Annotated in this window: 23 protein-coding genes; all 23 read left to right on the top strand. The window is 41.1% G+C overall.

Annotated elements, in window-relative coordinates:
• Positions 1 to 153: 153 nt before the first annotated feature.
• The 23 genes from topA (at position 154) to cheY (ending at position 20,689) form a co-directional block, all read left to right on the top strand.
• Positions 154 to 2,229 carry a type I DNA topoisomerase gene (topA, locus tag ACQVGT_RS12090; protein ID WP_003245599.1) on the top strand — a complete coding sequence of 692 codons (2,076 nt, stop codon included), beginning with the start codon at positions 154 to 156 and terminating at the stop codon, positions 2,227 to 2,229.
• Between the two features lie 75 nt (positions 2,230 to 2,304).
• Positions 2,305 to 3,612, top strand: coding sequence for an FADH(2)-oxidizing methylenetetrahydrofolate--tRNA-(uracil(54)-C(5))-methyltransferase TrmFO (gene trmFO / locus ACQVGT_RS12085; RefSeq protein WP_003244725.1), 1,308 nt, complete (start codon positions 2,305 to 2,307; stop codon positions 3,610 to 3,612).
• A gap of 67 nt (positions 3,613 to 3,679) precedes the next feature.
• Positions 3,680 to 4,594 carry a tyrosine recombinase XerC gene (xerC, locus tag ACQVGT_RS12080; protein ID WP_015383656.1) on the top strand — a complete coding sequence of 305 codons (915 nt, stop codon included), beginning with the start codon at positions 3,680 to 3,682 and terminating at the stop codon, positions 4,592 to 4,594.
• Between the two features lie 12 nt (positions 4,595 to 4,606).
• Positions 4,607 to 5,152, top strand: a complete 546-nt coding sequence (gene clpQ / locus ACQVGT_RS12075; RefSeq protein WP_003238555.1) for an ATP-dependent protease subunit ClpQ — start codon at positions 4,607 to 4,609, stop codon at positions 5,150 to 5,152.
• A 16-nt stretch (positions 5,153 to 5,168) separates the two neighbouring features.
• Entirely contained in the window at positions 5,169 to 6,572 is a 1,404-nt protein-coding gene (gene hslU / locus ACQVGT_RS12070; RefSeq protein ID WP_014476801.1) for an ATP-dependent protease ATPase subunit HslU, read from the top strand.
• A 39-nt stretch (positions 6,573 to 6,611) separates the two neighbouring features.
• Positions 6,612 to 7,391 (top strand): GTP-sensing pleiotropic transcriptional regulator CodY, encoded by a 780-nt coding sequence (gene codY / locus ACQVGT_RS12065; protein WP_003220850.1) that lies wholly within the window; start codon positions 6,612 to 6,614, stop codon positions 7,389 to 7,391.
• Positions 7,392 to 7,770: 379 nt separating this feature from the next.
• Positions 7,771 to 8,160: a flagellar basal body rod protein FlgB gene (gene flgB, locus ACQVGT_RS12060; protein ID WP_003245656.1), complete on the top strand. Its 390-nt coding sequence runs from the start codon at positions 7,771 to 7,773 to the stop codon at positions 8,158 to 8,160.
• Positions 8,160 to 8,612 (top strand): flagellar basal body rod protein FlgC, encoded by a 453-nt coding sequence (flgC, locus tag ACQVGT_RS12055; protein WP_014479779.1) that lies wholly within the window; start codon positions 8,160 to 8,162, stop codon positions 8,610 to 8,612. Before flgB ends, flgC begins: the two co-directional genes overlap by 1 nt.
• A gap of 10 nt (positions 8,613 to 8,622) precedes the next feature.
• Positions 8,623 to 8,943: a flagellar hook-basal body complex protein FliE gene (gene fliE / locus ACQVGT_RS12050; protein ID WP_003238544.1), complete on the top strand. Its 321-nt coding sequence runs from the start codon at positions 8,623 to 8,625 to the stop codon at positions 8,941 to 8,943.
• Between the two features lie 45 nt (positions 8,944 to 8,988).
• Positions 8,989 to 10,599 carry a flagellar basal-body MS-ring/collar protein FliF gene (gene fliF, locus ACQVGT_RS12045; RefSeq protein WP_015483223.1) on the top strand — a complete coding sequence of 537 codons (1,611 nt, stop codon included), beginning with the start codon at positions 8,989 to 8,991 and terminating at the stop codon, positions 10,597 to 10,599.
• Positions 10,600 to 10,611: 12 nt separating this feature from the next.
• On the top strand, positions 10,612 to 11,628 hold the full coding sequence (gene fliG / locus ACQVGT_RS12040) for a flagellar motor switch protein FliG (protein ID WP_003231981.1): 1,017 nt from the start codon (positions 10,612 to 10,614) through the stop codon (positions 11,626 to 11,628).
• The gene (fliH, locus tag ACQVGT_RS12035; RefSeq protein ID WP_015383659.1) at positions 11,621 to 12,373 is read left to right on the top strand and encodes a flagellar assembly protein FliH; all 753 of its coding nucleotides are present in this window, start codon (positions 11,621 to 11,623) and stop codon (positions 12,371 to 12,373) included. Before fliG ends, fliH begins: the two co-directional genes overlap by 8 nt.
• Entirely contained in the window at positions 12,370 to 13,686 is a 1,317-nt protein-coding gene (gene fliI / locus ACQVGT_RS12030) for a flagellar protein export ATPase FliI (RefSeq protein WP_015483225.1), read from the top strand. Before fliH ends, fliI begins: the two co-directional genes overlap by 4 nt.
• Before the next feature lie 2 nt (positions 13,687 to 13,688).
• Positions 13,689 to 14,132, top strand: coding sequence for a flagellar export protein FliJ (gene fliJ, locus ACQVGT_RS12025; protein WP_003231977.1), 444 nt, complete (start codon positions 13,689 to 13,691; stop codon positions 14,130 to 14,132).
• Between the two features lie 11 nt (positions 14,133 to 14,143).
• Positions 14,144 to 14,758, top strand: a complete 615-nt coding sequence (locus ACQVGT_RS12020) for a MotE family protein (protein ID WP_015483226.1) — start codon at positions 14,144 to 14,146, stop codon at positions 14,756 to 14,758.
• Positions 14,759 to 14,770: 12 nt separating this feature from the next.
• A complete protein-coding gene (locus ACQVGT_RS12015; RefSeq protein ID WP_015383662.1) occupies positions 14,771 to 16,234 on the top strand; it encodes a flagellar hook-length control protein FliK in 1,464 nt (487 codons plus the stop codon).
• Positions 16,231 to 16,653 carry a flagellar hook assembly protein FlgD gene (flgD, locus tag ACQVGT_RS12010; protein ID WP_015383663.1) on the top strand — a complete coding sequence of 141 codons (423 nt, stop codon included), beginning with the start codon at positions 16,231 to 16,233 and terminating at the stop codon, positions 16,651 to 16,653. The genes ACQVGT_RS12015 and flgD overlap by 4 nt, the downstream gene beginning before the upstream one ends.
• Positions 16,654 to 16,674: 21 nt before the next feature.
• Complete coding sequence (gene flgG, locus ACQVGT_RS12005; protein ID WP_015383664.1) at positions 16,675 to 17,469, top strand: flagellar basal body rod protein FlgG; 795 nt, start codon at positions 16,675 to 16,677, stop codon at positions 17,467 to 17,469.
• A 39-nt stretch (positions 17,470 to 17,508) separates the two neighbouring features.
• Entirely contained in the window at positions 17,509 to 17,724 is a 216-nt protein-coding gene (swrD, locus tag ACQVGT_RS12000; RefSeq protein WP_015383665.1) for a swarming motility protein SwrD, read from the top strand.
• Positions 17,721 to 18,143, top strand: a complete 423-nt coding sequence (gene fliL / locus ACQVGT_RS11995; RefSeq protein ID WP_015383666.1) for a flagellar basal body-associated protein FliL — start codon at positions 17,721 to 17,723, stop codon at positions 18,141 to 18,143. Before swrD ends, fliL begins: the two co-directional genes overlap by 4 nt.
• A gap of 33 nt (positions 18,144 to 18,176) precedes the next feature.
• A complete protein-coding gene (fliM, locus tag ACQVGT_RS11990; RefSeq protein WP_003220879.1) occupies positions 18,177 to 19,175 on the top strand; it encodes a flagellar motor switch protein FliM in 999 nt (332 codons plus the stop codon).
• Positions 19,165 to 20,301 carry a flagellar motor switch phosphatase FliY gene (fliY, locus tag ACQVGT_RS11985; protein ID WP_014479788.1) on the top strand — a complete coding sequence of 379 codons (1,137 nt, stop codon included), beginning with the start codon at positions 19,165 to 19,167 and terminating at the stop codon, positions 20,299 to 20,301. Before fliM ends, fliY begins: the two co-directional genes overlap by 11 nt.
• A gap of 25 nt (positions 20,302 to 20,326) precedes the next feature.
• On the top strand, positions 20,327 to 20,689 hold the full coding sequence (gene cheY, locus ACQVGT_RS11980) for a chemotaxis protein CheY (protein ID WP_014476812.1): 363 nt from the start codon (positions 20,327 to 20,329) through the stop codon (positions 20,687 to 20,689).
• Positions 20,690 to 20,701 lie beyond the last annotated feature (12 nt).

The following is a 20,701-nucleotide window of genomic DNA, read 5'->3' as shown; positions in this document are numbered from 1 at the left end:
TAATAGTGAGGATTTAAAGTTGCATATTGTTTTCTATTTAATTAATGACGTTCATGATAAAGAATGAAATGTTGAAAGCCAAATAAAGACAGCTGCAAAAATAAAATTGAAATATCTTGAAAAGAGAGAGAACACCTCTTGAGGGGGATGAAAATGTCTGATTATCTAGTCATCGTGGAATCGCCCGCTAAGGCGAAAACGATTGAACGTTACTTAGGTAAAAAATATAAAGTAAAAGCATCAATGGGACATGTCCGGGATCTTCCAAAAAGTCAAATGGGAGTTGACATAGAACAGAATTTTGAACCGAAATATATTACCATTCGAGGTAAAGGCCCGGTATTAAAAGAGCTGAAAACGGCTGCGAAAAAAGCCAAAAAAGTGTATCTCGCAGCCGACCCCGACAGAGAAGGGGAAGCGATTGCATGGCATTTGGCACACAGTCTTGATTTAGATCTCAACTCTGACTGCCGTGTGGTGTTTAACGAAATTACAAAAGACGCTATTAAGGAATCGTTTAAGCATCCCCGCATGATCAATATGGATTTAGTGGATGCACAGCAAGCGCGACGTATTTTAGACAGGCTTGTCGGATATAAAATCAGTCCAATCTTATGGAAAAAAGTCAAAAAAGGGCTTAGCGCAGGACGCGTGCAATCCGTTGCCCTCCGTTTGATTATTGACCGTGAAAAAGAGATTAACGACTTTAAGCCTGAGGAATATTGGACAATTGACGGTACGTTCTTAAAAGGTCAAGAAACCTTTGAAGCGAGCTTTTTCGGGAAAAACGGCAAAAAACTTCCTTTAAATAGTGAAGCTGATGTAAAAGAGATTCTTTCTCAGCTCAAAGGGAATCAATATACAGTTGAAAAAGTAACTAAAAAGGAACGCAAACGTAATCCTGCTTTGCCTTTTACCACTTCTACCCTGCAGCAGGAAGCGGCTCGCAAGCTCAATTTCAGAGCGAAGAAAACGATGATGATTGCACAGCAATTATATGAAGGAATTGATTTAGGAAGAGAAGGAACGGTTGGTCTGATCACGTATATGAGAACGGATTCAACCCGTATTTCAAATACGGCTGTTGATGAAGCAGCTGCATTTATTGATCAGACATATGGAAAAGAGTTCCTAGGCGGAAAACGGAAGCCTGCGAAAAAGAATGAAAATGCCCAGGATGCCCACGAAGCAATTCGACCGACATCAGTTCTTAGAAAACCAAGTGAATTAAAAGCAGTCCTCGGCAGAGACCAAATGAGACTGTATAAATTAATTTGGGAGCGTTTTGTTGCCAGCCAAATGGCACCGGCTGTTCTCGATACAATGAGTGTCGACCTGACAAACAACGGTTTGACATTTCGTGCAAATGGAAGTAAAGTCAAGTTTTCCGGGTTTATGAAGGTGTATGTTGAAGGAAAAGACGATCAAATGGAAGAAAAAGACCGGATGCTGCCTGACTTACAAGAAGGCGACACGGTATTATCAAAAGATATAGAACCTGAGCAGCATTTTACCCAGCCGCCTCCGCGATATACTGAGGCCCGGCTCGTTAAAACCCTTGAAGAACGCGGTATCGGCCGTCCATCCACATATGCTCCGACACTTGATACTATTCAGCGGCGCGGCTACGTGGCATTGGATAATAAACGTTTCGTTCCGACTGAATTAGGTCAGATCGTTCTTGACTTGATCATGGAGTTTTTCCCCGAGATCATTAACGTTGAGTTTACAGCTAAAATGGAGAGAGATCTTGATCATGTTGAAGAAGGAAATACCGAATGGGTCAAGATTATCGATAATTTCTACACCGATTTTGAAAAACGCGTGAAAAAAGCCGAATCGGAAATGAAGGAAGTTGAGATTGAACCAGAGTATGCTGGAGAGGATTGTGAATTGTGCAGTTCTCCAATGGTATATAAAATGGGACGGTACGGTAAATTCTTAGCTTGCTCCAACTTCCCTGACTGCCGGAACACGAAACCGATTGTGAAACAAATCGGTGTGAAGTGCCCGAGCTGCGGAGAAGGAAACATTGTTGAGCGAAAATCGAAAAAGAAACGGGTGTTTTACGGCTGTGACCGTTATCCGGACTGTGAATTCGTATCATGGGACAAACCAATTGAACGAAAATGCCCGAAATGCGGAAAAATGCTCGTCGAGAAAAAACTCAAAAAAGGCATACAAGTCCAATGCGTGGAATGCGATTATAAGGAAGAACCACAGAAGTAGCGGTGAGCAGGGTCTTGCTCACCTTCTTTGTGTGTTAAAAGAAGGCCTTGAATAATAAACTAGGAGATGTGAAAGATGAACCAACAAACAGTGAATGTAATCGGAGCCGGACTCGCAGGAAGTGAAGCGGCATGGCAGCTTGCCAAACGGGGGATTCAAGTCAAATTGTATGAAATGCGGCCAGTTAAACAAACGCCTGCGCACCATACAGATAAATTTGCAGAGCTTGTCTGCAGCAACTCTCTTCGCTCTAATACACTTGCTAACGCTGTCGGTGTATTAAAGGAAGAAATGCGTGCGCTTGATTCAGCCATTATCGCGGCGGCTGACGAATGTTCGGTGCCTGCCGGGGGCGCTCTTGCAGTAGACCGTCATGAATTTGCCGCAAGTGTGACAAATCGGGTGAAAAATCATCCAAACGTAACCGTTATTAATGAAGAAGTGACTGAAATTCCTGAAGGCCCTACTATCATCGCAACGGGTCCGTTAACATCTGAATCGCTGTCCGCCCAGCTGAAGGAGCTGACTGGAGAGGACTATTTATATTTTTATGACGCAGCGGCGCCAATTGTAGAAAAAGACAGCCTTGATATGGATAAAGTGTACCTGAAATCCCGTTATGATAAAGGTGAAGCAGCATATTTGAACTGCCCGATGACAGAAGAAGAGTTTGACCGTTTTCATGAAGCATTAACATCAGCAGAAACAGTGCCGTTAAAAGAATTTGAAAAAGAGATTTTCTTTGAAGGCTGCATGCCGATTGAAGTCATGGCAAAACGGGGTAAGAAAACAATGCTTTTCGGTCCGATGAAACCGGTTGGTCTAGAGCATCCTGTTACAGGAAAACGCCCTTATGCCGTCGTTCAGCTCAGACAGGATGATGCTGCGGGAACACTTTATAATATTGTAGGATTCCAGACTCATTTAAAATGGGGAGACCAAAAGGAAGTTCTCAAGTTGATTCCAGGACTTGAAAATGTAGAAATCGTCAGATATGGCGTGATGCACAGAAACACATTTATTAACTCTCCAAGCCTGTTAAAGCCGACTTATCAATTTAAAAACCGCAGTGATCTGTTCTTTGCAGGCCAAATGACGGGAGTAGAAGGATATGTGGAATCAGCTGCCTCAGGACTTGTAGCAGGCATTAATGCGGCGAAGCTTGTATTGGGAGAAGAGCTTGTTATTTTCCCTCAGGAAACAGCAATTGGCAGTATGGCACATTATATTACAACAACAAACCAGAAGAACTTCCAGCCGATGAATGCAAACTTTGGGCTTTTAAAAGAATTGCCAGTTAAAATTAAAAATAAAAAAGAACGAAATGAACAATACGCGAACCGTGCGATTGAAACAATTCAAACAATTTCGAAAACAATATAGGTATTGATTGCAACCTGAGCGCGATTTGTGATACCATTTAAAAGCCCTTCCTAGGGAGGTTTTAGGCATGGAGAATGTTAAGAATTTCGTAAAGTTATTCGTTGAATATTTACAAATTGAAAAAAATTATTCACAATATACTATTGTGAATTATGTGGATTCAATTGAAGAATTCGAGACTTTCCTGCGCGTTCAAGGTATAAATGGATTTGAAGAAGCTGCATATCAAGATACTAGGATTTTTTTGACAGAAGCCTATGAAAAAGGTTTATCGAGAAGAACAATAAGCAAAAAGATATCTGCATTAAGAAGCTTTTATAAGTTTCTGATGCGGGAAAAGCTTATTGAAGAAAATCCGTTTCAGCTTGTTCATCTGCCAAAACAGGAGAAACGGATACCGAAGTTTCTATATCAAAAAGAGCTTGAGAAGCTGTTTGAAGTTTCAGATATAAGCCAGCCGGCCGGAATGAGGGATCAAGCGCTGTTAGAGCTGCTCTATGCCACCGGAATGAGGGTCAGTGAATGCTGTTCCATAACTATTAACGACGTTGATTTATTTATGGACACTGTGCTTGTTCACGGTAAAGGCAAGAAGCAGCGCTATATCCCCTTTGGGTCTTATGCCCGCGAAGCGTTGAAGGTATACATGAATAGCGGAAGACAGTGCTTGCTGATGAAGGCAAAAGAACCTCATGATCTATTATTCGTAAATCAAAGAGGCGGACCGCTTACAGCCCGTGGCATCAGACATATTTTAAGCGGGCTTGTTCAAAAAGCGTCAAGCACTTTACATATCCATCCGCATATGCTTCGACATACGTTCGCCACGCATCTGTTAAATGAAGGAGCGGATTTGAGAAGCGTTCAAGAACTGCTCGGGCATTCCAATCTGTCTTCTACACAGATATACACGCATGTTTCGAAGGAAATGTTGAGAAACACATATATGTCTCACCATCCAAGAGCATTTAAGAAAAATTAAAGGAGGCCCTTTATGTCATCTTTTCATGCGACCACAATATTTGCCGTACAGCATAAAGGACGAAGCGCTATGTCCGGAGACGGCCAAGTAACATTTGGTCAGGCTGTTGTCATGAAACACACGGCACGGAAAGTGAGAAAACTGTTTAACGGCAAAGTTCTTGCTGGCTTTGCGGGATCTGTTGCAGACGCTTTCACTTTATTCGAAAAGTTTGAAGCTAAGCTTGAAGAATATAACGGCAACTTAAAACGTGCGGCTGTTGAGCTTGCGAAGGAATGGCGCAGCGATAAAGTGCTAAGAAAGCTCGAAGCCATGCTGATTGTTATGAATCAGGATACTTTGCTTCTCGTATCGGGAACAGGCGAGGTGATCGAACCAGATGACGGCATTCTCGCGATTGGATCAGGAGGCAATTACGCTTTGGCAGCGGGAAGAGCATTGAAAAAGCATGCCGGTGAAAGCATGTCCGCAAGTGAGATTGCCAGAGCCGCGTTAGAAACAGCAGGCGAAATTTGTGTTTACACGAACGATCAAATCATACTGGAAGAGCTTGAATAGAAAGGACTTGAGGCGCATGGAAAAAAAACCGTTAACTCCTAGACAGATTGTAGATCGGTTAGACCAATATATTGTCGGTCAGCAAAATGCGAAAAAAGCTGTCGCCGTGGCATTAAGAAACCGCTATAGAAGAAGTCTTCTGGATGAAAAGCTGAAGGACGAGGTCGTTCCGAAAAACATTTTAATGATGGGTCCTACCGGCGTCGGGAAAACTGAAATTGCCAGACGAATTGCCAAGCTTTCAGGTGCGCCATTTATCAAAATTGAAGCTACTAAATTTACCGAAGTCGGCTATGTAGGCAGAGATGTTGAATCAATGGTCAGAGATCTTGTGGAGACTTCTGTTCGGCTTATCAAAGAAGAGAAAATGAATGAAGTAAAGGAACAGGCAGAAGAAAATGCAAACAAACGCATTGTTCGTCTGTTAGTTCCTGGGAAGAAAAAACAATCTGGCGTTAAAAATCCGTTTGAAATGTTTTTTGGAGGCAGCCAGCCGAATGGTGAAGATGAGGCGGAGAGCCAGGAAGAAGCAAACATCGAAGAAAAAAGAAAACGAATGGCGCATCAGCTGGCTTTAGGAGAGCTCGAAGACTACTATGTAACAGTAGAAGTCGAAGAACAGCAGCCTTCTATGTTTGACATGCTGCAGGGCTCGGGTATGGAGCAGATGGGTATGAACATGCAGGATGCGCTGAGCGGATTAATGCCAAAGAAAAAGAAACGGCGCAAAATGACAGTCAGAGAAGCCAGAAAAGTCCTGACGAATGAAGAAGCAAGCAAACTCATCGATATGGATGAAGTCAGCCAGGAAGCTGTTCAGAGAGCAGAAGAGAGCGGGATTATCTTTATCGATGAGATTGATAAAATCGCAAAGAACGGCGGTGCATCTTCTTCTGCCGATGTTTCAAGAGAAGGCGTTCAGCGGGATATCCTGCCGATTGTTGAGGGTTCTACTGTTGTCACAAAATATGGTTCTGTAAAAACAGACCATGTATTATTTATTGCAGCAGGAGCGTTTCATATGGCCAAACCGTCTGATTTGATTCCCGAGCTGCAGGGGCGTTTCCCGATTCGTGTAGAACTGAACAAACTCACGGTAGACGACTTCGTGAGAATTTTGGTTGAGCCGGATAATGCGCTGCTGAAACAATATCAGGCATTATTGCAGACAGAAGGTATATCTCTTGAATTTTCTGACGAAGCTATTCATAAGATTGCTGAAGTTGCTTATCATGTGAACCAGGACACAGATAATATCGGTGCGAGACGCCTTCATACAATACTTGAACGCCTATTAGAAGATTTGTCGTTTGAAGCTCCAGATGTAACGATGGAGAAAATAACGATTACACCACAGTATGTCGAAGAAAAGCTCGGAACGATAGCCAAAAACAAAGATTTAAGTCAATTTATATTGTGAAAAATTTAATATGAGGAATGTTTAGGAGGATTATTTATCATGGCTTTATTACAAAAAACAAGAATTATTAACTCCATGCTGCAAGCTGCGGCAGGGAAACCGGTTAACTTCAAGGAAATGGCGGAGACGCTGCGGGATGTAATTGATTCCAATATTTTCGTTGTAAGCCGCAGAGGGAAACTCCTTGGGTATTCTATTAACCAGCAAATTGAAAATGATCGTATGAAAAAAATGCTTGAGGATCGTCAATTCCCTGAAGAATATACGAAAAATCTGTTTAATGTCCCTGAAACATCTTCTAACTTGGATATTAATAGTGAATATACTGCTTTTCCTGTTGAGAACAGAGACCTGTTCCAAGCTGGTTTAACAACAATTGTGCCGATCATCGGAGGCGGGGAAAGATTAGGAACACTTATTCTTTCACGTTTACAAGATCAATTCAATGACGATGACTTAATTCTAGCTGAATACGGCGCAACAGTTGTCGGAATGGAAATCCTAAGAGAAAAAGCAGAAGAAATTGAAGAGGAAGCAAGAAGCAAAGCTGTCGTACAAATGGCTATCAGCTCGCTTTCTTACAGTGAGCTTGAAGCAATTGAGCACATTTTTGAGGAGCTTGACGGAAACGAAGGTCTTCTTGTTGCAAGTAAAATCGCTGACCGTGTCGGCATTACCCGTTCTGTTATTGTGAACGCACTCAGAAAGCTGGAGAGCGCCGGTGTTATCGAGTCTAGATCATTAGGAATGAAAGGTACTTATATCAAGGTGCTAAACAACAAATTCCTAATTGAATTAGAAAATCTAAAATCTCATTAATCACAAAAAGAACCCTTTTTGAGGGTTCTTTTTTTATTTCAAATAAAGGAAATCAATAAGCTTTATTTCCTGGGTTGAAAGTCTTTCTATGTAATAATTTTAATAAATTTTGCATTTTTCTTCAAAAAGTTTCAAAAATGCCGAAAAGAAAGGAGAAAAAACAGAAATTCTGCTATTTTCAGGCTTATATCAAGGCGAGAAATGTAGTTCTAACAATCTAGGACTTTATACCTAGTTACAAAATAGATAATTGTGAGGACATTTTTTTACACGAACTTCATAGACTTTATGCCTGTTATTTCTTACAATAAGCATATAGTTTTACAATTCTCGACAAGGATATTGAGGGTGAAAAAAACTGAAATGGAGGTAAGTGGATTTGAGCTTATTTTCTGGAACGATACAAAATCTTGAAAATGCCTTGAGCAGAGCGGATATTAAGCAAAAAGTCATAACTAATAATATCGCCAATATAGATACACCGAACTATAAGGCAAAAAAAGTCTCTTTCCAAAATTTATTAGATCAAGAATCCTCGCGTCTTGAAGCGATAAAAACAGACTATCGTCATGTTGATTTTTCTGATACTGATTCGAATTATTCAATTGTTGCGAGCGGAGATACATCGTATCAGCAAAACGGAAACAATGTTGATGTTGACAAAGAGATGACAGAATTGGCGCAAAATCAAATCAACTATCAAGCTTTGGTTGAAAGAATGAACGGTAAATTTAATTCGCTGAAGACCGTATTAACAGGAGGGAAATAATGACAGCTTTTCATAGCTTAAATGTTTCAGCATCGGCTTTAACAGCTCAGCGAGTCAGAATGGACGTTGTATCATCTAACTTAGCAAATATGGATACGACAAGAGCTAAGCAGGTGAATGGAGAGTGGGTGCCTTACAGAAGAAAAATGGTCTCCCTTCAGTCAAAAGGTGAATCGTTCTCTTCCATTCTCAATTCTCAAATGAGCGGAAGCGGGAATGCTGGAAACGGTGTGAAGGTTTCAAAAATTACAGAGGATGATTCGGATTTTAATCTTGTCTATGATCCGACAGACCCTGATGCAAACGCTGATGGATATGTACAAAAGCCTAATGTTGATCCATTAAAGGAAATGGTTGATCTTGTCAGCAGCACCAGATCATATGAGGCGAATGTCACGGCGATGAATGCCACAAAGGGAATGCTGATGAAGGCGTTAGAAATCGGAAAGTAGGTGAATGAATGTGATTAATGCAATTTCTCCTTTTCAGGTTCAAAATACTCAAAACACTCAAAATGCAACAAATCAAGTAAACAATAGCCAAAAAACAGATTCTTCAAATCAAACAAGCTTTTCGGAGCTTTTAAAAAACTCTATTAGTTCGTTAAATGAGTCCCAAGTAGCTTCTGACAACATGACTAATGCCTTGGCTGCAGGAAAAGATGTAAATCTTGATGAGGTCATGATCGCTGCTCAAAAAGCTAGCATCTCTCTAACTGCAGCAACAGAGTTCCGCAATAAAGCTGTGGAAGCTTATCAGGAGATTATGAGAATGCAAATGTAGGGGGTCTGACGATTTAGAGAAAGAGTGGAATGACCGGGGGTTAACATGAATCGTACTCTAATGCAAATGAAAAACAAAACGAGTGAGTTTTGGAAAAATAGATCTAAATTACAAAAGATTTTAATGGTTAGTGCTTTAGCGGCAATTATTATTATTGGAATTATTATTAGTGTTTTTGCTTCAAATTCTAAAATGGCGCCGCTGTACAAAGATTTGTCTGCCGAAGAAGCAGGACAAATCAAAGAAGAATTGGATGCAAAAAAAGTGCCAAACGAACTTTCGAATGGCGGTACAGTGATTAGTGTTCCGGAGGATCAGGTTGATTCTTTGAAAGTGCAGATGGCTGCAGAAGGACTTCCTAAAACGGGATCAATTGATTATTCATTTTTTGGACAGAATGCCGGCTTTGGTTTGACAGACAATGAGTTTGATATGGTGAAAGTAAAAGCTACACAGACAGAACTGTCAAACTTGATCAATGAAATGGACGGTATTAAAAGCTCAAAAGTAATGATTAATCTCCCGAAAGACGCGGTGTTTGTCGGTGAAGAGCAATCTGCAGCATCTGCATCAATCGTTTTGCAGATTCAACCGGGTTATACACTTGATCAAAGCCAGATCAACGGATTATATCATCTGGTATCTAAAAGCGTGCCGAACCTAAAAGAAGATAACATCGTCATCATGGATCAAAATTCTACATACTACGACAAATCAGACAGCGATGCAGGGTCCTACGCGGATAGTTATTCTTCTCAGCAAGGAATTAAGTCTCAAGTTGAAAAAGACATTCAAAAACATGTACAGTCACTTCTTGGTACGATGATGGGCCAAGATAAAGTCGTTGTCTCCGTTACAGCAGACATTGATTTCACAAAAGAAAATCGGACAGAAGACATTGTCGAACCTGTGGATAAAGAAAACATGGAAGGCATTGCAGTCAGCGCTGAAAAGGTATCTGAAACATATCAGGGCGACGGTGCAGCCAACGGCGGAACTGCCGGAACCGGTGAGGAAGATGTAACAAATTATAAGGCTGACGGTGAAAATACCGATAGCGGGAACTACGAAAAAAACAGCAACAAAATCAATTACGAGGTTAACCGAATTCATAAAGAAATCGCCGAAAGTCCTTATAAGGTCAGAGATTTAGGGATTCAAGTAATGGTAGAGCCGCCTGATGCCAAAAACACAGCGTCGCTATCAACTGAAAGACAGGATGATATACAAAAAATCCTTTCAACTGTAGTCAGAACATCTTTGGATAAAGATGAAACGCAAAACCAGAATTTATCTGATGCTGATATCAATAATAAGATTGTTGTCTCCGTTCAGCCATTCGACGGAAAAGTCAATTTGGATACAAATACGGAAAATTCCTCAGGTATCCCGCTGTGGGCATATATTGTAGGCGGTGTTTTAATCGCAGCGATCATTGTTCTAATCATTATGCTTATCAGAAAGAAACGGGCGCAAGAGGATGAATTTGAGGAATATGAGTATGAGGTTCCTCAAGAACCAATCAATTTGCCTGATATCAACGAAGAGGAAAATGAAACAGCGGAATCAGTCAGACGAAAACAGCTTGAAAAGATGGCGAAAGACAAGCCGGAAGATTTTGCAAAACTGCTGAGAAGCTGGCTGGCCGAGGATTAGGAGGAATTAGAAATGGCGAGACGTGATCAAGATAAGCTTACAGGAAAACAAAAAGCAGCCATTCTCATGATTTCCTTGGGGTTAGATGTGTCAGCTTCTGTCTATAAGCACTTAACCGATGAAGAAATTGAAAGGCTTACTCTGGAAATATCAGGTGTTCGAAGCGTCGATCATCAAAAAAAGGATGAAATCATAGAAGAATTTCATAATATAGCCATTGCGCAAGATTATATTTCTCAAGGCGGTTTAAGCTATGCAAGACAAGTTCTGGAAAAGGCGCTTGGAGAGGATAAGGCGGAGAACATTCTAAACAGGCTGACTTCTTCTTTGCAGGTTAAACCATTTGATTTTGCCAGAAAAGCGGAGCCTGAACAAATTTTGAATTTTATCCAGCAAGAGCATCCGCAGACGATGGCGTTAATCTTGTCTTATTTAGATCCTGTGCAGGCCGGGCAAATTTTATCCGAGCTGAATCCTGAAGTACAGGCTGAGGTTGCGAGAAGAATCGCGGTCATGGATAGAACGTCTCCAGAAATAATTAATGAGGTAGAACGGATTCTGGAACAAAAATTATCTTCTGCATTTACTCAGGATTATACACAAACAGGCGGAATTGAAGCTGTTGTGGAAGTGTTAAACGGGGTAGACAGAGGGACAGAGAAGACGATCTTGGATTCATTGGAAATTCAGGATCCCGATCTTGCTGAAGAGATTAAAAAGCGGATGTTTGTCTTCGAAGATATTGTCACACTTGATAACCGTGCCATTCAGAGAGTCATTCGCGATGTTGAGAACGACGATTTGCTCCTTTCATTAAAGGTTGCAAGCGAGGAAGTCAAAGAAATTGTATTCAACAATATGTCACAGCGTATGGTTGAAACCTTCAAAGAAGAAATGGAATTTATGGGCCCTGTACGCTTGAAAGATGTAGAAGAAGCTCAATCGAGAATTGTAAGCATCGTCAGAAAGCTTGAAGAAGCCGGTGAAATTGTGATAGCAAGAGGCGGAGGGGATGATATTATTGTCTAATATCATTAAACAAGAATCATCTATTTCTCCACAAAAGGAAAAAAGAAAACTTTCTATACAAGAGGTGCGTATTGATCATTCTCACCTTTTGCAGGCTGAAGAGAACCCGGAGGCGCTTATGGCCCGAGTGAAAGAGGAAGCTGACCGGATTTCTGAGCAGGCAAACAGTCATATAGAAAATATTCGCCGTCAAATTGAGCAGGAGAAAAACGATTGGGCGGCTGAAAAACAGAAGCTTATTGAGGAAGCTAAAGCCGAGGGGTTTGAACAAGGAGTAGCATTGGGCAAAGCTGAGGCAATGCAACAGTATGCCGAACTGATCGGCCAAGCGAACAGAATTACTGAAATGTCCAGAAAAGCTGTTGAGGACAAGCTTGAAGACGCTAATGAAGAAATCGTTGAGCTTGCCGTTGCCCTAGCAAAAAAAGTTTGGCAGCAAAAGTCTGATGATAAAGAGGCTTTCCTCCTGCTTGTACAACAGGTTATAAACGAAGTGAAGGAATATGACGATATATCAATTTATGTTGATCCATATTACTATGAGACAATCTTTCAGCAAAAAGATGAAATCCAGCAGCTTCTTTATAAAGAATGCCGGCTTGGCATATATGCTGATGAAAAAGCTCAAAAAGGAACCTGTTATATTGAAACTCCTTTTGGCAGGGTAGATGCGAGTGTTGACACACAATTGATGCAATTGAAAGATAAACTTCTGACAGCGCTGGAAGCGGGTGCAGCTGAATGAAGACACAGAGTCTGATAGATTGTATAGAAATGACAGACTCGTATAAACGGTACGGAAAAGTCAAGCGGGTAATCGGCCTGATGATTGAATCAAAAGGGCCTGCAAGCTCAATTGGCGACGTGTGCCTGATTTATGCAAAAGGACAATCTGGGAAAGTCATTAAAGCTGAGGTAGTCGGCTTCCAGGAAGAAAATATTTTGCTTATGCCTTATTTAGAGGCTGCGAGCATTGCACCTGGCAGCATTGTAGAAGCTACTGGGGAATCACTTCGGGTTAAAGTTGGAGCCGGACTGATCGGACAAGTCATCGATGCTTTTGGAGAACCGCTTGACGGAAAACTTCTGCCGAAAGGGCTTTCGCCTGTATCGACTGAGCAATCACCGCCCAACCCGATGAAACGGCCGCCTATCCGTGAAAAGATGGGTGTTGGAGTCAGATCAATTGACAGCTTGCTGACAGTCGGTAAAGGCCAGCGGATTGGAATTTTTGCAGGAAGCGGTGTCGGAAAAAGCACCTTAATGGGGATGATCGCCAAGCAGACAGAGGCTGACTTAAACGTCATTGCACTTGTCGGAGAACGCGGACGAGAGGTTCGGGAGTTTATTGAAAAAGATCTTGGGAAAGAGGGGCTGAAACGATCGATTGTAGTCGTTGCCACCTCAGACCAGCCAGCATTAATGAGATTGAAAGCGGCATATACAGCGACTGCAATTGCCGAGTATTTCCGAGATAAAGGCCAAAATGTCATGTTTATGATGGATTCTGTTACAAGGGTGGCAATGGCGCAGCGAGAGATTGGACTGGCTGCCGGAGAGCCTCCGACGACAAAAGGCTATACACCTTCAGTGTTCGCTATTTTACCTCGTTTACTAGAACGAACAGGTGCAAACGAGCATGGAACCATTACGGCATTTTATACAGTGTTGGTAGACGGGGATGATATGAATGAGCCGATTGCCGATACTGTACGCGGAATTTTAGACGGACATATTGTGTTGGACAGGGCGCTTGCCAATAAAGGCCAGTTTCCTGCAGTTAACGTACTAAAAAGCATCAGCAGGGTGATGTCAAACATATCAACAAAACAGCACATGGATGCGGCAAATAAATTCCGTGAACTTTTATCAACATATCAAAATTCGGAAGATCTCATTAATATCGGAGCTTATAAAAGAGGATCCTCAAGAGAAATTGATGAAGCGATACAATTTTATCCGCAGCTTATTCAATTTTTAAAGCAGGAAACAGACGAATCGGCTTTATTGGAAGAAAGCATTGCTGCATTAACTAGTTTGACAGGAAATGAGGAATAAACGTGGCTTATCAATTTAGATTCCAAAAGCTGCTGGAACTAAAAGAAAATGAAAAAGACCAATCCTTATCCGAGTATCAGCAATCAGTTTCTGAATTTGAAAACGTTGCTGAAAAATTATATGAGAATATGAGCAAAAAAGAATTGCTGGAACAAAATAAGGAAAAGAAATTAAAAAGCGGCATGAGTGTACAAGAAATGAGGCACTACCAACAATTTGTCTCAAATCTTGATAATACGATCTATCACTATCAAAAGCTTGTCATTATGAAAAGAAATCAAATGAATCAAAAACAAGAAATTTTGACAGAGAAAAACATTGAAGTGAAAAAGTTTGAAAAAATGCGTGAAAAACAGTTTAAAATGTTTGCTCTTGAAGATAAAGCTGCAGAAATGAAAGAAATGGACGATATTTCGATTAAGCAGTTTATGATTCAAGGCCATTAGGAGCGAATGTAATGTCCGGCAAAAAGAAAGAATCAGGTAAGTTCCGTTCGGTTTTGCTTATCATTATCCTCCCGCTGATGTTTCTATTAATCGCAGGGGGGATTGTTCTTTGGGCTGCTGGTATCGATGTCTTAAAGCCGATACAGGATGCTGCGGCAAAAACGCCGGTTCTTAAAGAATTGGTCCCTGAAACCGAAAATAAAAAAGGTGCAGCATCAAGTAAGGATAGCAGTAATACGGCAGCTCTGGAAAAGACCATTAAGGATCAAAAAAGTGAAATCAGTATATTGAATAAAGATTTAGAAACAAGTAAATCAGAAATCGATAGGCTCAATCAAAAGATCCGTTCACTTGAAAAGACGGCTGAGGATCAAAAAAAGTCATCAGAAGATCATACTGAAGGATCAGCAGACTCGAAAGCTTCTTCAAAAAATGACAAAGTGATCAGTGTATACAAAAGCATGGACAGCGGAAAGGCTGCTAAAATTATTGCCCAATTAAAGGAGCAAGAAGCACTGAAAATATTGAATGGCCTAAGCAAAAAGCAGCTTGCTGACATATTGGCGAAAATGACTCCTGAGCAAGCAGCAACCTATACAGAAAAAATTGCTGCCAGCCAAGAATAGGGGGAATGAAAGGTGAAGCTGCTTGAATTAGCCGGACCTTTGCTGCAAACCACAACGGGTTCTGCCGCTAAAAACATGAAAAGTAGCCAGGGAGTTTTTCAAAACTGGCTTATGTCTGAGGCTGGATTGAAGGAACTTTCAGAACAAGGAAAGGGTACTCCTAATTCCGAAGATCAGCTTTTAGCAGATGCGCTTAAAAAGATCGGTGAATGGCTAAATGCAAATCCTGAAGACCAAGACAAACAAAATGCGGATCTTTTGCAAACATTAAGCAAACTGACAGGGAAGCAATTGGATGCGAATGCTCTGCAAATGTTGCAAAATCTTTTGCAAGCAGTTGAATCAAAAATGTCAGGCGGGACGGATCAATTGCTCACAGAAACGGAGAAAATCTTTTCAGAAGCTAAAACGGCTCTGAGTGCCAATGATTCTGCTACTGACATTAATGGAGCACTGAAGTCTGATACAGAGCAATCAAATCAGGAAAATGAAGTATCCGAGCCTGCTAAAGAGCTTATCTATATCCAGATGTTCATTAGCCAGCTCGTAGAAGGGAATAAGCTGACTGATCGCGGGAATGGCAATGAAGCTCATGCCATTTACCAAAATGGAGATCAATTCCTTTCTGCATTAGAAAAGAAGGGTGTATCTCAACAACTAATTCAGGATCTTAAACAGCAAATATTCACTAAAGCTGAGTCAAGTTCAAAACTTTACTCCATGACAGCGTCAGAGCTGAAAAGTTTTCAAAGCTTAATGGATCAAATGTCTATGCTTCCTCAAAAAGGGACTAAAGAATGGAGTTTAGCTGAAAGCCAGCTGAAAGCCTTCTTGTTATCGAAATCATCCGAATCATCACAAGACTTTGGGAAGCGTGTTCTCACACCGCTCTCGCAGAGTTCATCCAGCAAAAATGCATCGGATGTTTCTGGAAGTATTCAGCCTGTAGATAGTAAATCAGGACTCCAAATGCTGTTTTCGGGGTATCGGGGCATAGGAGGAGTTCAAACACTTGATCTACAGCAGATGTCATCTGATATACCAAATGCCGAAACAAAAACGGTGGCTGATCAAGTGATTAATGCGTGGAAGCAGATGAAATATACGCCTTTCGGCAGATCGACGGGAAGCTTCACTATTCGGCTGAACCCTGAACATTTAGGATTTGTCACAATCAAGCTGACAAATGAAAATGGAATGTTTCAGAGTAAAATCATTGCATCTAGTCAATCAGCAAAAGAATTGCTTGAACAGCACCTTCCTCAGCTGAAGCAATCATTGCCGAATATGGCCGTCCAAATTGACCGTTTTACTCTTCCAGTCCAAAGCGGGGATCAGCCGGTATACGGCCAGCTTGCTGATGAACAGAAACAGCAGCAAGAGGGGCAGAGACAGCAAAGGCAGAAAAAGCAATCAAATGATTTTGGCGATCTGCTCGATGAAGTGTCGATGGTTGAAATGGAGGAAGAAGAATGACTTCTATAAGTTCAGAATATAAACTGCCTGAAAAAACGAATACTGTGTCGACGAACAACAGCAGCTTGGGGAAAGATGAGTTTTTAAAAATATTAATGACTCAAGTCCAAAACCAAGATCCGCTCAATCCGGTTGATGATAAAGAATTTATCAGCCAGATGGCAACTTTTTCAAGTTTGGAGCAAATGATGAATCTGAATACGACAATGACTCAATTTGTCGAAAAACAAGATCCGTTTACAACGTATGTTGATTGGATGGGAAAAGAAGTATCTTGGACTGATGGTAAAAGTGCAACAGATAAAACAGGCACAGTAAGCTCTGTTAAACATTTTAAAGGAAATTATTATCTCGTTCTTGATGATGGGACCGAGATCAGTCCTGCGAATGTCATGTCTGTGGGACAATCATCTAAATAAAAACATCTGGGGGAATATATTATGTTACGTTCACTTTATTCTGGAATCAGCGGTATGAAAAACTTTCAAACAAAGCTTGACGTAATCGGTAACAACATTGCCAACGTGAATACAGTAGGATTCAAAAAAAGCCGTGTGACCTTTAAAGATATGGTAAGCCAAACGATTGCCGGCGGTTCTGCGGCTGGTGCAACTATCGGCGGTACGAACTCTAAGCAGATCGGTTTAGGTTCATCATCTGGCACAATTGATACAATTCATTCAACAAGCGCGACACAAAGTACAGGAAGAACACTTGATTTAGCAATTGACGGCGACGGTTACTTCCGAATTGATACAGGTGACGGGACAGCTTATACAAGAGCAGGGAACTTCTATTTAGATAATACCGGAACACTGGTTACCGGTGATGGCTATCATGTGTTAAATATGACTGGTGGAACAATTAAAATCCCTCTTGATGCACAAAGCTTCAGCATTGGTTCTGATGGAAAGGTCTCAATTGTTGATGCTGACGGGAAAACACAAGACGGGGGACAAATCGGGATTGTTACTTTTGCCAACAGTGACGGTTTGGATAAAATCGGAAGCAACTTATACCGTGAGTCTTTAAACTCTGGGACTGCCAGTGCAGCCAACCAGCCTGGTGATGGCGGTACAGGTTCCCTTAAATCAGGTTTTCTCGAAATGTCTAACGTTGATTTAACTGACGAATTTACTGAAATGATTGTTGCCCAGCGTGGATTCCAATCAAACTCGAAAATTATTACAACATCTGATGAAATCCTTCAAGAACTGGTTAACCTTAAACGTTAAGGAGGGAGGGGAGGCGAGTAATCGCTTCTCCGCTGTTTTATGATTAAAGTAACCCGTTTGAATGGGCAGCCCTTTACACTGAATGCGCTGTTTATTGAACAGATTGAATGCTTTCCGGATACTACAATCACTCTGTCAAATGGTAAGAAGTTTGTAGTAAAAGAAGATGAAGAAGCTGTTCTGGAAAAGATCGCATCTTTCTACCGAAAAATACAAATATTTGCAATGGATCAAGGAATAGAGGAACCGGAATGAAGAAAAAGTTAATGATCATCTTACTAATTATTCTTATCGTAATTGGTGCTCTCGGGGCGGCGGCTTATTTTGTTTTAGGCGGAAAGTCCGAAAAAAGTGAAGCGAAAAAAAGTATTGATGAAATCGTTGCGTCTTCTGTTGATGTAGAAGAGATCACAACAAATTTAAAGTCTGATAACATTATCCGTCTTGCTATTAAACTTGAAACTGATTCTGATAAATCAAAAGAAGAACTTGAGAAACGTGATTTCCAAGTGAAAGACGCTGTTATATCACTGCTGGCTGATACGAATGCTGATCAGATTGAGGGAGACAAGGGAAAAGAAACCTTTAAGAAGGAACTAAAAGATAAAATAAATAGCTACCTCCAAAAAGGAAAAGTAGAAAAAGTGTATATTACCTCCTTTAATCTGCAATAAAGCATAATTTGACAGTATACGGAGGTGAGGAAAATGTCAGGAGAAGTTCTCTCCCAAAATGAAATAGATGCACTGCTTTCTGCAATATCAACTGGTGAAATGGACGCTGAAGAGCTGAAAAAAGAAGAAAAAGAGAAGAAAGTCAAGGTTTATGATTTCAAACGTGCGCTGCGGTTTTCTAAGGATCAGATCCGCAGTTTAACGAGAATTCATGACAATTTTGCAAGACTTCTTACCACTCATTTTTCTGCTCAGCTCAGAACCTATATTCACATATCTGTCAGTTCTGTTGATCAGGTTCCGTATGAGGAATTTATCAGATCGATTCCAAACATGACGATTCTAAATCTATTTGATGTTCATCCGATGGAAGGCAGAATTATGATGGAGGTCAACCCCACGATAGCTTATACGATGATGGATCGAGTCATGGGCGGGATTGGAATCAGTCATAACAAGGTTGACAGTTTGACAGAAATTGAAACAAAAATCATTTCTAATTTATTTGAAAATGCACTGGGTAATTATAAAGAAGCTTGGCAGTCAATTGCTGATATTGAACCGGAAATGACTGAGTTTGAAGTGAATCCGCAATTTGTTCAGATGGTATCTCCTAATGAAACAGTCGTGGTGATCTCGCTCAATACTCAAATTGGTGAAATCAGCGGTGTCATTAATCTCTGTATCCCGCATATTGTACTCGAGCCGCTCATACCGAAGCTTTCAGTCCACTATTGGATGCAATCAGACCGAAATGAGCCAAAGCCTGAGGAAACAAAGTCGCTTGAAAAACGTATCATGACAGCACAAATACCTGTCGTGGCCGAGCTCGGCACATCTGAACTGACGATAGAAGAGTTTTTAAGTTTAGAAGTCGGAGACTGCATAACTTTGGACAAATCAGTCACGGATCCTCTTACTGTATTGGTCGGAGATAAGCCGAAATTTTTAGGACAAGCCGGCCGGGTGAATCGAAAACAGGCAGTGCAAATTTTAGATCACGACATAAGAGGTGAACAAGATGGAGAATAATAGATTATCTCAAGATGAGATTGACGCGCTTCTTAACGGTACTGGCAGCACGCTTGATGAGCCAGAGGTTCCGGAAGTAGATGATTTATCGGAAATGGAGCGTGATGCGATCGGTGAAATCGGTAACATTTCATTCGGCAGTTCTGCGACAGCACTGTCAACGCTTTTAAATCAAAAGGTCGATATTACGACTCCAAGCGTAACGGTCATTCCAAGAAGTAAAATCAGCGATGCGTTTCCTGAACCGTATGTAGCGATTGAAGTGAATTATACGGAGGGCTTCAGCGGAAGCAACCTGTTAGTCGTGGAACAAAGTGACGCGGCGATCATTGCTGACTTAATGATCGGGGGAGACGGAAAAGGTGCGGACCCTTCACTGGGTGAAATCCATCTAAGTGCGGTTCAAGAAGCAATGAACCAAATGATGGGATCGGCTGCCACATCAATGTCTACTGTATTCAGTAAAAAAATTGATATTTCACCTCCTCGGGTTGAATTGCTGGATGTTACTGAAGAAAAGGGTACAGACCGTATTCCTGATGATGAAATGCTGGTGAAAGTTTCTTTCAACTTAAAGGTGGGAGAATTAATAGACTCCAGCATTATGCAGCTTTACCCATTGACATTTGCGAAAGATTTAATTTCAAGCCTTATGAACTCAGAAAGTGCAGAGGAAGAAGAAACGGTGCAGCCTGAAGTTACATACGAACAGCCGAAAGAGCCTGTGACGCCAGAGCCGCGTATTGAACCGAAGCAACAGCAGCAGCCGCCAAAAAGGCAGGGAACAGCAAAAAAAGCAGCGCCAGTTCAGGTTTCACCGGTGGAATTTTCAGCGTTTGATCCAAACGAAGCTGTACAAGCCCCTATTCATAATCTGGATATGCTTTTGGATATCCCGCTTTCGATTACTGTTGAGCTTGGCAGAACGAAGAGAAGCGTAAAAGAGATTTTAGAGCTTTCTGCCGGAAGTATTATCGAGCTTGATAAATTAGCCGGTGAGCCTGTAGATATTTTAGTTAATCAGCGTATCGTTGCCAAAGGCGAGGTCGTTGTCATTGAAGAAAACTTCGGAGTGAGAGTCACTGACATTTTAAGCCAGGCAGAGCGCATTAATAATTTAAAATAACGAAACACAAGGAGAGAGATAGATTATGGCACATAGAATTTTAATTGTAGATGACGCAGCATTTATGCGAATGATGATTAAAGATATTTTGGTTAAAAATGGTTTTGAAGTTGTAGCTGAAGCTGAAAATGGAGCACAAGCGGTAGAGAAATATAAAGAGCATTCACCTGACCTTGTTACTATGGATATCACGATGCCAGAAATGGATGGTATTACAGCATTAAAAGAAATTAAACAAATTGATGCGCAGGCAAGAATCATCATGTGTTCTGCTATGGGACAGCAATCAATGGTTATTGATGCCATTCAGGCCGGCGCTAAGGATTTCATTGTGAAACCTTTCCAGGCTGACCGTGTGCTTGAAGCAATCAACAAAACATTAAGTTAAAGGGTGTACGAC

It is taken from the genome of Bacillus sp. SCT118 (assembly GCF_058566435.1).
Note: the sequence above shows the minus strand (reverse complement) of the source record. Positions and strands in the feature narration are given on the sequence as shown.